This window comes from Streptomyces tyrfis, from assembly GCF_037034285.1.
GTDB lineage: Bacteria > Actinomycetota > Actinomycetes > Streptomycetales > Streptomycetaceae > Streptomyces.
This window is the reverse complement of the sequence record NZ_JBAGJZ010000001.1, coordinates 18,040-31,251: the sequence shown is the minus strand read 5'-3', so window position 1 is coordinate 31,251 and position 13,212 is coordinate 18,040. Positions and strand designations below refer to the sequence as shown.

Genomic DNA, 13,212 nt, shown 5'->3' with positions numbered 1-13,212 from the left:
TCCGGGAGTGCCCCGCGTCCGTCCTCCCGGAGACGTAGACTTCCACGCTGTCCCCACCCGTCACCCGCAGCACGCCCGCCCGTCGCCCGGCCGCCGCCCCTCATCGACGCGCTGCGCGCCGCGCCCGCACTTCGGAGGCCCACCGCCGTGAGCAAGCCGCCCTTCACGCACCTTCACGTCCACACCCAGTACTCGCTGCTGGACGGTGCCGCGCGGCTCAAGGACATGTTCGACGCGTGCAACGAGATGGGCATGACGCACATCGCGATGACGGACCACGGCAACCTGCACGGGGCGTACGACTTCTTCCACTCCGCGAAGAAGGCCGGTGTCACGCCGATCATCGGGATCGAGGCGTACGTCGCCCCGGAGTCCCGCAAGCACAAGCGGAAGGTCCTCTGGGGCCAGCCGCACCAGAAGCGCGACGACGTCTCGGGTTCCGGCGGTTACACCCACAAGACCATCTGGGCGTCGAACAGCACGGGCCTGCACAACCTCTTCCGGCTGTCCTCGGATGCGTACGCCGAGGGCTGGCTGCAGAAGTGGCCGCGCATGGACAAGGAGACCATCGCGCAGTGGTCCGAGGGGCTCATCGCCTCCACCGGCTGCCCCTCCGGCGAGCTGCAGACCCGGCTGCGGCTGGGCCAGTTCGACGAGGCGCTCCAGGCGGCCTCCGACTACAAGGACATCTTCGGCGAGGGCCGGTACTTCCTGGAGCTGATGGACCACGGCATCGACATCGAGCGCCGGGTCCGCGACGGGCTCCTGGAGATCGGCCGGAAGCTGAACATCCCGCCGCTGGTGACCAACGACTCGCACTACACCTACGCGCACGAGGCCACCGCGCACGACGCGCTGCTCTGCATCCAGACCGGCAAGAACCTCTCGGACCCGGACCGCTTCCGCTTCGACGGCAGCGGCTACTACATCAAGACGACCGACGAGATGTACGCCGTCGACTCCTCCGACGCCTGGCAGGAGGGGTGCCGCAACACGCTGCTGGTCGCCGAGCAGATCGACACCACCGGCATGTTCGAGAAGCGCGACCTGATGCCGAAGTTCGAGATCCCGGACGGCTTCACCGAGGTCACCTGGTTCCAGGAGGAGGTCCGCCGCGGCATGGCCCGCCGCTTCCCGGGCGGCGTCCCCGACGACCGGCAGAAGCAGGCCGAGTACGAGATGGACGTCATCATCCAGATGGGGTTCCCGGGCTACTTCCTCGTCGTCGCCGACTTCATCATGTGGGCGAAGAACAACGGCATCGCGGTCGGCCCCGGCCGAGGCTCCGCGGCCGGTTCGATCGTGGCGTACGCGATGGGCATCACCGACCTCGACCCGATCGAGCACGGGCTGATCTTCGAACGGTTCCTCAACCCCGAGCGCGTCTCCATGCCCGACGTCGACATCGACTTCGACGAGCGTCGGCGCGTCGAGGTGATCAGGTACGTGACGGAGAAATACGGCGCCGACAAGGTCGCCATGATCGGCACGTACGGCAAGATCAAGGCGAAGAACGCCATCAAGGACTCCGCGCGCGTCCTCGGCTACCCGTACGCGATGGGCGACCGGCTCACCAAGGCCATGCCCGCCGACGTCCTCGGCAAGGGCATCGACCTCGACGGCATCACCAACCCCAAGCACCCGCGCTACAGCGAGGCGGGCGAGATCCGGTCGATGTACGAGAACGAGCCGGACGTGAAGAAGGTCATCGACACCGCGAGGGGCGTGGAGGGCCTGGTCCGGCAGATGGGCGTGCACGCCGCCGGCGTGATCATGTCCAGCGAGCCGATCGTCGACCACGCCCCGGTCTGGGTCCGGCACACCGACGGCGTCACCATCACGCAGTGGGACTACCCGCAGTGCGAGTCGCTCGGCCTGCTGAAGATGGACTTCCTCGGCCTGCGCAACCTCACCATCATGGACGACGCCGTCAAGATGGTGGAGAGCAACAAGGGCGTCAAGCTCGACCTGCTCGGCCTCCCGCTGGACGACCCCAAGACGTACGACATGCTCTGCCGCGGCGACACGCTCGGCGTGTTCCAGTTCGACGGCGGGCCGATGCGCTCCCTGCTGCGTCAGATGCAGCCCGACAACTTCGAGGACATCTCCGCCGTCTCGGCCCTGTACCGGCCGGGCCCGATGGGCATGAACTCGCACACGAACTACGCCGAGCGCAAGAACGGCCGCCAGGAGATCACCCCGATCCACCCGGAGCTGGAGGAGCCGCTCAAGGAGACCCTGGGCCTGACCTACGGCCTGATCGTCTACCAGGAGCAGGTGCAGAAGGCCGCCCAGATCGTCGCCGGGTACTCGCTCGGCGAGGCCGACATCCTGCGCCGCGTGATGGGCAAGAAGAAGCCCGAGGAACTGGAGAAGAACTTCGTCCTCTTCCAGGCCGGCGCCAAGAAGAAGGGCTACTCGGACGAGGCGATCCAGGCGCTCTGGGACGTGCTGGTCCCGTTCGCCGGATACGCGTTCAACAAGGCGCACTCCTCCGCGTACGGCCTGGTCACCTACTGGACCGCGTACCTCAAGGCGAACTACCCCGCCGAGTACATGGCGGCGCTGCTGACCTCGGTCAAGGACGACAAGGACAAGTCGGCGGTCTACCTCAACGAGTGCCGCCGCATGGGCATCAAGGTGCTGCCGCCCAACGTCAACGAGTCGCTGTCGAACTTCGCGGCCCAGGGCGACGACGTGATCCTCTTCGGCCTGACGGCCGTGCGCAACGTGGGCCAGAACGTGGTCGACTCGATCATCCGGTGCCGCAAGGCGAAGGGGAAGTACAGCAGCTTCCCGGACTTCCTGGACAAGGTCGAGGCCGTGGTCTGCAACAAGCGGACCGTCGAGTCGCTGATCAAGGCCGGGGCCTTCGACGAGATGGGGCACACCCGCAAGGGCCTGGTCGCCCACCACGAACCGATGATCGACAACGTGGTGCAGGTCAAGCGCAAGGAGGCCGAGGGCCAGTTCGACCTCTTCGGCGGCATGGGCGACGAGGACAGCGACGAGCCGGGCTTCGGGCTCGACGTGGAGTTCTCCGACGTCGAGTGGGAGAAGTCGTATCTGCTGGCCCAGGAGCGCGAGATGCTCGGGCTCTACGTCTCCGACCACCCGCTCTTCGGGCTGGAGCACGTGCTCTCCGACAAGGCCGACGCCGCGATCTCCCAGCTGACCGGCGGCGAGCACGCGGACGGCGCCATCGTCACGGTCGGCGGCATCATCTCCGGCCTCCAGCGGAAGATGACCAAGCAGGGCAACGCCTGGGCGATCGCCACCGTCGAGGACCTGGCCGGCTCCATCGAGTGCATGTTCTTCCCGGCCACCTACCAGCTGGTCTCCACCCAGCTGGTCGAGGACACCATCGTGTTCGTCAAGGGCCGTCTCGACAAGCGGGAGGACGTGCCCCGGCTGGTCGCGATGGAGATGCAGGTCCCCGACGTCTCGGCGGCGGGCACCAACGCCCCGGTGATCCTGACCATTCCCACGGTCAAGGTCACCCCGCCCATGGTCAGCCGCCTCGGCGAGGTGCTGAGCAACCACCGGGGCGACACCGAGGTGCGGATCAGGCTCCAGGGCCCCCGCACGACCACGGTGCTCCGGCTCGACCGGCACCGGGTGAAGCCCGACCCGGCGCTCTACGGCGACCTGAAGGTGCTGCTCGGGCCGTCCTGCCTGGCCGGCTGAACCCGGGCCGCGGCTCCGCGCTCCCGCGGGCCCGGGACACGCGCACGGGGGCGCCCCCGCTCCGGCGGGGGCGCCCCTCGCGTTCGCCCGGCCCGGTCACCGGACCGGCACGGCCGGTCAGTTGTGGCCGAAGCGCCGCTGATGCTTACGAGCGACATCGGCAGGGCTGCCCTGGGCCTGCGACTGCGCTTGCGACTGCGCCTGCGTCTGCGACTCGTACGCGGCCTGCTTGGCCTCCTCCGTGCCCTGCTGCGGCGACGAGGCGCGGTTCTGCTGGCTGCCCTGCTTGCGGTTCTTGTTCTTGGCCATGGCGTTCCTCCTGGGGACTCTCGGGACCAGGACCGCGTTCAGACTCACATAATCGAATAAATGGTGCATTGTGGATCATTACGCACTGTAGTGAGGGTGTATCATGCGCCGTTCCCCGGGTCCGCCACGCCGATGATCGAGTTCCGGCCGTCCAGCCCCGTCCGTTCGGGCAGACTCGAAGGAAACTCTTCGCAAAGACCGCACCCGAAACTCCCGGAAGAGGGTGGAACGCGTGGACCGTTGCGTCGTCCTGGTGGACGCCGGTTACCTGCTGGGCGCGGCCGCGAGCCTGCTGGCCGGAGAACCCGCCCGTTCCCGCATCACCGTCGACCACGCGGCCCTGATCCGGGGGCTGCGCGAGCTGGCGGAGGCCGACACGCGGCAGCCGCTGCTGCGGATCTACTGGTTCGACGGCGCCCCCGACCGCGTCCCGCAGCCCGAGCACCGCAGACTGCGGGTGATGCCCCGGGTGACCGTCCGGCTCGGCGCCCTCACCCGCAGCGACGGACGCTGGGCGCAGAAGGGCGTCGACGCCGCGATGCACGCCGAACTCACCGAACTCGCCAGGAACCGCGCGTGCTCGGACGTGGTGCTGGTGACCGGGGACGGCGACCTGCTCCCGGGGCTGATGTCGGCGAAGGAGCACGGCGTCGCCGTCCACCTGTGGGCCGTGCAGGCCGCCGACGGCGACTACAACCAGTCCGAGGACCTGGTGGCCGAGGCCGACGAGCGCCGGGTGCTCGACCGGAGCTGGATCATCCGGGCCGTCCAGGCCAAGGACACCGGCGGCGTCTGCGCCCCGCCGCCCGCGCCCGGCCCGGAGATCGCCGCGATCCTCTCCGCGCCGCTGCCGGAGTCGGCCCTGGCCGCCTCGGCGGAACGGGCGTCGGAGGCCCGCGCGGCGGCCGCCGCCGACGGCGGCGCCCCGCCGTCCGGGGCGGACGCCCCCGCCGACCGCCCCGCCCCCGGGGGAAAGGGCGGCGTCCCCACCCCGAAGGACCTGGCGGGCAGCCTGCGCGGCCCCACCCCCGCCCCCGGCGCCCAGCCGGCCGCGCCGCCCGTGGCCTCGGGCGCCACCCTGCGCTGGTCCTCGGACAAGGGCTGGATCGACCGCGGCGGGCCGCTCGGCGAACCCGCCGACACCGCGTCCCTCCCCACGCTGGCCCAGCTCACCTCCGCCGAGCAGCGCTGGGCGGACCGCGAGGAGGACATCACCACCGTCGGCGGCGACCCCTTCGAGGTCGGCCAGGTCTTCGCCCGCCGCTGGATGGAACGGCTGCCCGAGAGCGGCCATCTGCAGAGGCTGTCCGCGCTGTACCCGCGCGTCCCGCACCGCATCGACGGCGAACTGCTGCGCTACGCGGCGCGCTTCGGCCTGCTCGCCCACAAGGACGACCAGATCGACGAGCACGACCGCTATGCCATCCGGGCGGGGTTCTGGCGCGAGATCGACGTACGCGCCGCGGCGGGACACACCGCGGCGGCGGAGCGCACCGCGGCGGCGGAGCGCACCGGCCCGTCCGGGACCGGGACCTGACGCCGCCTCGCCCGGCGGGAGCGGCTCCGGCGTCGTACGGCCCGGCCCCGGACGTGATCCGGACCGCCCGACCCCGTACTCTCGTACCTCGTGAGTACGGGCACAGCACAGGCGCAGACGGCGACCGGGACCGTGTGCGCGGTGCGTGACCTGGTCAAGACCTACCCCGCCGCCCGCGGCCGGCGCGGCGCACCGGCCACCCCGGAGGTGCGCGCCTGCGACGGGATCACCCTGGACGTGCGGCGCGGCGAGATCTTCGGACTGCTCGGCCCCAACGGCGCGGGCAAGTCCACCCTGGTGCGGCAGCTGACCGGACTGATGCGCCCCGACTCCGGCAGCGTCACCGTGCTGGGCCACGACCTCGTGCGCCACCCCGAACGGGCCGCCCGGCTGATCGGCTACCTCGGGCAGGAGTCCACCGCCCTCGACGAGCTGACCGTGTCACTGGCCGCCGAGACCACCGGACGGCTGCGCGGCCTCACGGCGGCCCGGGCCCGTGCCGAACGCGACGAGGTGCTCGACGAACTCGGCCTCGCCGGGATCGCCGGGCGCCCGCTGAAGAAGCTCTCCGGCGGACAGCGGCGGCTCGCCTGCTTCGCCGCCGCGCTGGTGGGCGAACGCCCCCTGCTGGTGCTGGACGAACCGACCACCGGAATGGACCCCGTCGCGCGGCGCGCCGTGTGGGCCGCCGTGGACCGGCGCCGCGCCGAGCACGGCGCGACCGTCCTGCTGGTCACGCACAACGTCATCGAGGCCGAGACCGTCCTCGACCGGGTCGCGGTGATCGACCGCGGCCGGGTCATCGCCTGCGACACGCCGAACGGGCTCAAGGAGCGGGTCGCCGGCGAGGTCCGGGTCGAGCTGGTGTGGCGCGAACGGGCGCCGCTGGACGTCCCCGAGGTGGCCGCGCTGCGCGGCTCCGCGCAGGAGTCCGGGCGGCGCTGGGTGCTGCGGCTCGGCCCGGACGAGGCTCGGGCCGCGGTCGCCGCCGTGACCGGGGGCGCCGCGTTCGCCGCCCTCGACGACTTCACCCTGGCGACGCCCAGCCTGGAGGACGTCTATCTGGCGCTGGGCGGGGACGCGACCAAGGGACTGGTGAAGGCATGACCGGCGGCGAAGGCAGGACCGGCGCGGGGACGGCGGGAGCGGCCGAGGCGGCCGGTCCCGCCCGCGCGGCCGGGCGGCGAGGGGACAGGAGCAGCGCCAGGTGACGAGCATCGTTCCCGCACAGGCGGTGACCGGCCCGGCCCGGTCCGCCCGCCCCTCCGGCACGGGCCGCGCCGCAGGCGACGGCGGGGCGCAGGCCGTCCCGCTCGCGCCCCGGGCCCGGCTGTTCCCCTCGCTCGCGGCCGTCTACCGGGCCCAGCTGTCCCGGGCCAGGGTGGCCCGCATCCCACTGCTCTTCGTCGCGACGTTCCAGTCCATCGGGATCATGGTGCTGATGCGCGGGGTCGTCGACGGCGGCTCCGAGGCGCGGGCGGTCGTCGCCGGGTCCAGCGTCCTGGTGGTGGCCTTCGTGGCGCTCAACCTGCTCGCCCAGTACTTCGGGCAGCTGCGGGCCGGCGGCGGTCTCGACCACTACGCCACCCTGCCGGTGCCGCCCGCCGCGGTGGTGCTCGGCGCGGCCGGGGCGTACGCCTCCTTCACCGTGCCCGGCACGATCGTCACGGCCGTGGCGGGGAGCGTGCTGTTCGGACTTCCGCTCACCCATCTGTGGGTGCTCGTCGCCGTCATCCCACTGTCCGGGGCGGCGCTCTCCGGGCTCGGCGCCGCGCTGGGGCTGCTGGCGCCCCGGCAGGAGCTGGCCACGCTGCTGGGGCAGCTGGGCATGTCGGCGGCGCTGCTGCTCGGCGTGCTGCCGGCCGACCGGCTGCCCGCGCCGATCGACTGGGCCCGTGATCTGCTCCCGTCGACCTACGGCGTCGAGGCGCTCTCGCGTTCCTTCGACGCCCGCCCGGACTGGGCGGCCGTCGCCCTGGATCTGGGCGTCTGCGCCGCCGTCGGCGTGCTCTCGCTGGCCGTCGCCACCTGGGCGTACCGCAGGGCGGCGGTCCGATGAGGCGGGGCACGGGGACGCCTGGCACGATGGCACGGTGACAGCACCTCTGACACCGCCGCACCGGCCCTCGTCCGACGACCCCTGGCAGCCTCCGCCCAACTGGGACGGAGCCGGGGGATCCGGTTCCGGGGCCGTGCCGGCCCCGCCCGGTGAGGGGGACCTCGGCCGGGAGCTGCTGCGCGCCGTGGTCGTCGCCGTGCTGGTGACCGTCTCCGGTGTCGGGCTCGGGCTCCTCTGGGCGTGGCTCGCGCCGAAGGTTCCGCTGATCTCCGACGGCACGGCCGTCTTCCTCAAGGACAGCGAGGGCGAGGAGGCGATCGGCGCCGACGGCACGTTCGTGCTGCTGGCCCTGGGCTTCGGGTTCCTCTCCGCCGCGCTGGTCTTCTGGTTCCGGCGCACCGGCGGCATCGCGCTGGTGGTGGGGCTGGCGGTGGGCGGGGTGCTCGGTTCGCTGCTGGCCTGGCGGCTCGGGGTGTGGCTCGGGCCGGAGCAGGACGTGGTGGCGCACGCGCGGGCGGTCGGCAAGGGCGTCGTCTTCGACGCCCCGCTCCAGCTGCGGACGGTGGCGGCGGCCTGGGCGGCCTGGCCGGTGGCGGCGATGGCGGCGCATCTGGTGCTGACGGCGCTGTTCGGGCCGAGGGACCCGGAGCCGGAGTGGGGCGTCTTCCCCGGGTGGGCCGCGGGCGGCCCGGTCCCGGGCGCGGGCCACGGCGCGCCCGGCCATGGAGCCCCCGCCGGAGGGGGAACCCCGCCGCCCCCGTCGGCCTGAGGACATGCCCGACGGACCGCGCCGGGCGCACGGATCGGGAGCAGGCGTATCGGAACGGGACCAGGGGAGGCGGGCGCGTGATGAGCGGGATCGTGATCGCGCAGACGACCATCGACGACGAGGACCGGGCGAACGCGCTGGCGCGCGGCGCCGTGGAGCGGCGGCTCGCGGCCTGCGCCCACGTCGACGCGCCGTTCACCGCGGTCTACCGGTGGAACGGGGCCGTCGAGACGGCCCGGGAGTGGCGGATCTCGTACAAGACGACCGTCGAGCGGCTTGTGGAACTGGAGGCGTGGGTGGCCCGGCGGCACGACTACGACGTCCCGGAGTGGATCACCCTTCCGGTCACCGGCGGCTCCCGGGCGTATCTGTCCTGGGTGGCCGAGGAGACGGGCGCACCCTGACGCCGGGCGGACCGGCACACGGCGACGCCGGGCGGACCGGCACGCCGTGACGCCGGGCGCGCCGCCGACGGGTGGCCGTCCCGGACGCCGGGGCGTCCCTCAGACGCGCCCGATCTCCGCGAACACCGCCCCCGTCAGCGAGGCCAGGTCCGCGGGGGACAGCTCGACCTCCAGACCACGGCGGCCGGCCGAGACGCAGATCGTCTCGTGCGACCGCGCCGACGCGTCCAGCACCGTGCGCAGCCGCTTGCGCTGGCCCAGCGGCGAGATGCCGCCGCGCACGTACCCCGTGGTGCGTTCCGCCGCCGCGGGGTCGGCCATGGCGGCCCGCTTGCCCCCCACCGCCGAGGCCAGGGCCTTGAGGTCGAGGGTGCCGGCCACCGGCACCACCGCGACGGTGAGGGCGCCGTCCACGTCCGCGACCAGGGTCTTGAAGACCCGGTCGGGGGAGACGCCCAGCGCCTCGGCGGCCTCCTCGCCGTACGAGGCCGCCGCCGGATCGTGGTCGTAGGAGTGGACGGCGAACGCCGTCCCGGCGGCGGTCAGCGCGACCGTCGCCGGGGTTCCGCCGGACTGCTGCTGCTTCTTCGCCTTCTTCGCCACGGTGCGGCTTCCTCGGGGGTCGGTACGCCTGCGTGTCGGTACGCCTGCGGATGGGCACGTCGGTACGTCGGTGACGCGGGCCCGGCGGTCCGCCGGCCGGGCCGACGGGTCAGTTGGGGTGGGTCGGGGCGCGCGTCAGGTCCACGGCGGGCAGCGACGGCAGATGACGGATGACGGCGGTCTCGGCCCGCAGCATCGTCAGTTCCTCGCGCAGCCGGGACGCGGTGTCCGGGGCCTGGAGCAGCCGCTGCTTCGACGGGATGTCGAGCACGGCCGCCGCCGCGACCAGGTAGGAGACGACCGAGGGGTCGTCGGGCAGGTCCGCCCCCGTCGTCAGGGTCCGCCGGCTCGCCCCGGCCAGCCGCTTCTGGTAGCCGCGGAAGGCCCGCAGGACGCCCTCGGCGAGCGCGCCCGCCTCCTCGCCGGGCTCCTCGTCGAGCTCCCGGACCTCCGCCGTGAGAAAGGGGCCGCTCGCGTCGACGGAGAGCAGCTCGACCCGGGTGGTGCCGGTGGCCAGGACCTCGAAGGTGCCGTCCGGCCGTTCCCGGATCTTCGCGGCGTCGGCGACGCAGCCCACCGGGTGGAAGGCCCGCATCGGGTCGGGGCCGAAGCCGTCCGCGGGACCGCGCCCGGCGGTGGGGGCGGGCGCCGAGTCCGGCATCCCGAGGGCGGTCGGGGCGATCTCGTGGCCGTCGCGGATCGCCACCACCGCGAAGCGGCGGGGGTCCTCCTCGTCGGTCTTGAGCAGCTCGCGCATCATGGCGCGATATCGCTCCTCGAAGACGTTCAACGGCAGCACGAGGCCCGGGAAGAGCACCACGTTCAGCGGGAACAGGGGCAGGCGAGCGGTGGTCACAGCGGTCAAGCGTAATGGCCGCGGGTCCGGCCCCGGCGGGCCCGGCCCGACAAGGGCGTCCCGCCGGCCACCCGGGACCGCGTCTCGTCCCGCACGGCGAGGAACCGGCCCAGCGGATCGTCCGAGACCGACGACCACGGGAACGACGCCGCGTGCGGGCCGATCCGCCGGAACTGCTCCAGCGCCGCGTCCCAGCGGCCCCGGGCCGTCAGCACGAACGCCAGCAGGTTGCGGACCTCGGCGGGCCAGGGGTCGCCCGGCTCGAACGAGGCGGACAGGGCGATCGCCAGATCCGCCGCCGCGTCGATCCGTTCCTCCTGCACCGGGGTGATCCGGGCCCCCGGCCCCTCGACCAGCAGGGCGAACGCCGCCCGCAGGGGCAGTGCCCGCACCAGCGAGCCGGGCAGGGAGTCCTCCGCGGCCCGCTCGGCGAAGTCGAAGCACTCCCGGTGCGAGCCGTACCAGGCGGCGGAGAGATAGCGCAGGGCCGCGACATGGCAGCCGTAGTGGTGCGAGGAGCGCCGGACCGCCTGCTCCCACAGCGCCTCGAAGGCGGTGTGCGCCGCGTGGGCGCCGCGGGCGTGGTCGAGCGCGAGCCGCCACGGCACCGGGTCGCGCGGATCGCTCTCCGCCGCCGCGGTGATCAGCGGCGCCACCTCGCGCAGCCGCTCGGCCCGTACGGGGGACTCCCAGGCCCTGCGGACCGCCAGCTCGGCCTTGACGAGCAGGGCGTCCGGGTCGCGCGGGGCGGCGGCCAGCCATGCGGTCAGCCAGCCGTCGCGGCCGCGGGCGAACGCGACGAGCCGGCCGAGATACCGGTCGCGGTTCTCCCACTCGGCCCCGGAGCGGGTGGCGGCGAGCAGCGCGGCGGCCGGGCGATGGTCCCCCAGGGCGGCGGCGACGAGCGCCGGTGAGAGTCGCTCGTCGGGGGCGTCGAGCAGCACCGCGTCGTCCGCCGGCAGCCCGGCGGACTGCGGGGAGGCGCGGCGGGCCGTGGCTGCGGCACGGAACAGGGCACGAAGCAGAGACATGGTGCAGACCATTGAAAAGCGCAGGTCGGGACGGCGCCAGAGAGCTGCTGTGAAGCTTTGGTGCCGAGTGGACGGGTTGTGTCGGGCGCGGTCGACGGAAAGTGAAGGGAAGCGCGGGAAACTGGCTCGATTCCGCCGCTCCGGGACGTGTCGTGCCGGGCGCCGCCGCCCCGGGCGCCGCCACCGGGGACCCGCCGCCGGCCGCCGGTGGCCGGAATCCGGCCGTCCGCCCCCGGCGCGGCGTACGGGCACGGCGTACGGGCGCGGCGCGCGCCACCGGCCGGGCGCGGGCACGCCCACCGGCCCGTCCCCGGCCTCATCCGCGCCGCAGCAGCCGGGAGGCACCGGCCGCCACCGTCGTGGCCAGGATCCAGCCCAGCAGGATCATCGCGGCCGAGCCCCACTGCCAGCCGTCCTTCATCCGCCAGTAGCCGTCCTGCCCCAGGTTGATCACCGGGATCAGCAGGTCGAGCGCGTACAGCGCGGGGTTCCACTCCGGGTGCTCGTCCTCCTTGATCGGGACCGGGGCGTGCCGCGCGAAGGCCAGCGTCCCCGCCGCCCACAGCACCGCCATCCACACCGCGGCCCGCCCCGGCCGGTAGCCGTACGCCACCGTCCAGTCCTGGAGGAAGCCCCAGAGCTTCGCGGCGAGCGGCAGCGTCTCGCGCCGCCGCCGCTGCTTGGCCAGCAGCACCTCGCGGGCGTCCGCGTCCTCCCCGCAGTTGCGCAGCACCGTCGCCAGGCGCTCGTACGGCTCCGGCACGTACTCCGGGGTCGCCGCCGCCACCCACTCCAGGCGGCGGGCCAGCGGGAAGTGCCCGTACGGCACGAGGTTCTCGTACACGAAGCCGCCCATCGCCAGACCGCCGGGCCCCGGCCAGCTGGTCGACACGTCGATCAGCGTGATCACCCGGGCGCCGTTCAGCACGACCCGCCCCTCCTCCGGCCGCTCCGCGCTGAACCGCAGCTCCGGGGCGACGATCCGGCGCAGCGACAGCTCCTCGTGCCGGGCCAGCACGAACCGCGCCTTGTGCAGGTCGACCGCGTCCCCGAACCGCCCGTCGTCCAGCCGCACCCCGCCCCGGCTCTCGAAGACCTGCGAACGCGTGCCCCGCGCCGGGGTCGGCGCCATGACGATGCCGTACGGGGGAGTGGTGCCCTGGTTGCCGGTGTCGACGCTCACCCACGCCTCGCTCATGTACAGCGTCCGCTCCACCGTCAGCTGCGGCGCGTTCAGCGCCCGCCGCCCCTCCCGGCCGCGCAGCCGGCTGCCGCGCAGACTGAGCGAACCGCCGACCTTCGCCCCGCGCAGGCTCAGCTCGCCGCGCGCCTCCACCAGCTCCGCCTGGAGGTCCTGGGCGACGGCCAGCCCGTCGGCGGCCAGGGCCCGCCCGTTCCGGTCGGGGCCGATCTCGACCTGGTTGATCAGCAGATCGCTGCCGATCTGGGCGTCGGTCAGCCGGATCCCGCGGCGGACCCGGCAGCGCGGCAGATGCAGATCGCCCTCGGTCCGCAGCCGGGCCGCCTCCAGCCGGGGCATCGCGCAGCCGACGATCCGCAGGGTGGTGAAGTGGCACTCGGGGAACACCACCTCGTTCTCGAAGCGGCAGCCGGTCAGCTCGACGTACGGCGCGACACGCCCGCCCGCGAGATCCAGCGTGCCGGTGATCCGCACCCCGCGGAGCTTCAGCGCCGCGACCCGCCCGGGCCGCGGCGGCGGTCCGGACAGCAGCAGCCGGGCCACGACGCGCCCGTCCACACTGCGCTCCGGCCCCCACAGGACCGGCGCGAACGGGTCGTCCCGCGCGGGGTCGCGGGCCCGCAGATCGTAGGTGCTGCCGTTCCGGAACGCCTGCCACATGCCCAGCTCCGCCGCGCTGAGACCGTCCGGAAAATCGGCGTCGTGCGGTTCGGTCACGGGTGACCCCCTTCCGCTCGGAGCTGTTCTTCCCGCTGA

The 13,212-nt window shown here is 73.5% G+C and carries 11 protein-coding genes; 6 read left to right on the top strand and 5 right to left on the bottom strand.

Features of this window, described 5'->3' with window-relative positions; all coding sequences use genetic code 11:
* The first annotated feature begins 147 nt into the window (after positions 1 to 147).
* Complete coding sequence (gene dnaE / locus WA762_RS00160) at positions 148 to 3,687, top strand: DNA polymerase III subunit alpha (protein WP_335931594.1); 3,540 nt, start codon at positions 148 to 150, stop codon at positions 3,685 to 3,687.
* 117 nt (positions 3,688 to 3,804) lie between these two features.
* On the opposite strand, the gene WA762_RS00155 is transcribed toward dnaE, so the two are convergent.
* A complete protein-coding gene (locus WA762_RS00155) occupies positions 3,805 to 3,996 on the bottom strand; it encodes a hypothetical protein (protein ID WP_335931592.1) in 192 nt (63 codons plus the stop codon).
* A 223-nt stretch (positions 3,997 to 4,219) separates the two neighbouring features.
* Here WA762_RS00155 and WA762_RS00150 point away from each other — a divergent pair, with 223 nt between their 5' ends.
* From WA762_RS00150 to cutA, 5 genes are all read left to right on the top strand, one after another.
* On the top strand, positions 4,220 to 5,533 hold the full coding sequence (locus WA762_RS00150) for an NYN domain-containing protein (RefSeq protein WP_335931590.1): 1,314 nt from the start codon (positions 4,220 to 4,222) through the stop codon (positions 5,531 to 5,533).
* A 132-nt stretch (positions 5,534 to 5,665) separates the two neighbouring features.
* A complete protein-coding gene (locus tag WA762_RS00145; RefSeq protein ID WP_335932254.1) occupies positions 5,666 to 6,640 on the top strand; it encodes an ABC transporter ATP-binding protein in 975 nt (324 codons plus the stop codon).
* A 100-nt stretch (positions 6,641 to 6,740) separates the two neighbouring features.
* Complete coding sequence (locus WA762_RS00140; RefSeq protein ID WP_335931588.1) at positions 6,741 to 7,592, top strand: ABC transporter permease; 852 nt, start codon at positions 6,741 to 6,743, stop codon at positions 7,590 to 7,592.
* A gap of 34 nt (positions 7,593 to 7,626) precedes the next feature.
* Positions 7,627 to 8,361, top strand: coding sequence for an ABC transporter permease (locus WA762_RS00135; RefSeq protein ID WP_335931586.1), 735 nt, complete (start codon positions 7,627 to 7,629; stop codon positions 8,359 to 8,361).
* An 80-nt stretch (positions 8,362 to 8,441) separates the two neighbouring features.
* Positions 8,442 to 8,765: a divalent-cation tolerance protein CutA gene (gene cutA, locus WA762_RS00130; protein WP_335931584.1), complete on the top strand. Its 324-nt coding sequence runs from the start codon at positions 8,442 to 8,444 to the stop codon at positions 8,763 to 8,765.
* 99 nt (positions 8,766 to 8,864) lie between these two features.
* Here the strand turns inward: cutA and ybaK are convergent, their stop codons facing one another.
* The 4 genes from ybaK to WA762_RS00110 all read right to left on the bottom strand — a co-directional run bounded on the left by ybaK (position 8,865) and on the right by WA762_RS00110 (position 13,173).
* Positions 8,865 to 9,368 (bottom strand): Cys-tRNA(Pro) deacylase, encoded by a 504-nt coding sequence (ybaK, locus tag WA762_RS00125; RefSeq protein WP_335931582.1) that lies wholly within the window; start codon positions 9,366 to 9,368, stop codon positions 8,865 to 8,867.
* A 109-nt stretch (positions 9,369 to 9,477) separates the two neighbouring features.
* A complete protein-coding gene (locus tag WA762_RS00120) occupies positions 9,478 to 10,224 on the bottom strand; it encodes an LON peptidase substrate-binding domain-containing protein (protein WP_335931580.1) in 747 nt (248 codons plus the stop codon).
* 5 nt (positions 10,225 to 10,229) lie between these two features.
* Positions 10,230 to 11,267: a hypothetical protein gene (locus WA762_RS00115; protein WP_335931578.1), complete on the bottom strand. Its 1,038-nt coding sequence runs from the start codon at positions 11,265 to 11,267 to the stop codon at positions 10,230 to 10,232.
* Between the two features lie 304 nt (positions 11,268 to 11,571).
* A complete protein-coding gene (locus WA762_RS00110) occupies positions 11,572 to 13,173 on the bottom strand; it encodes an oxidoreductase (protein WP_335931576.1) in 1,602 nt (533 codons plus the stop codon).
* Positions 13,174 to 13,212: the final 39 nt, after the last annotated feature.

Coding starts and splice junctions, on each gene's coding strand:
- WA762_RS00115 (WP_335931578.1), bottom strand. CDS start 11,267: ATGGTCTGCACCATGTCTCTGCTTCGTGCCCTGTTCCGTGCCGCAGCC.
- cutA (WP_335931584.1), top strand. CDS start 8,442: ATGAGCGGGATCGTGATCGCGCAGACGACCATCGACGACGAGGACCGG.
- WA762_RS00155 (WP_335931592.1), bottom strand. CDS start 3,996: ATGGCCAAGAACAAGAACCGCAAGCAGGGCAGCCAGCAGAACCGCGCC.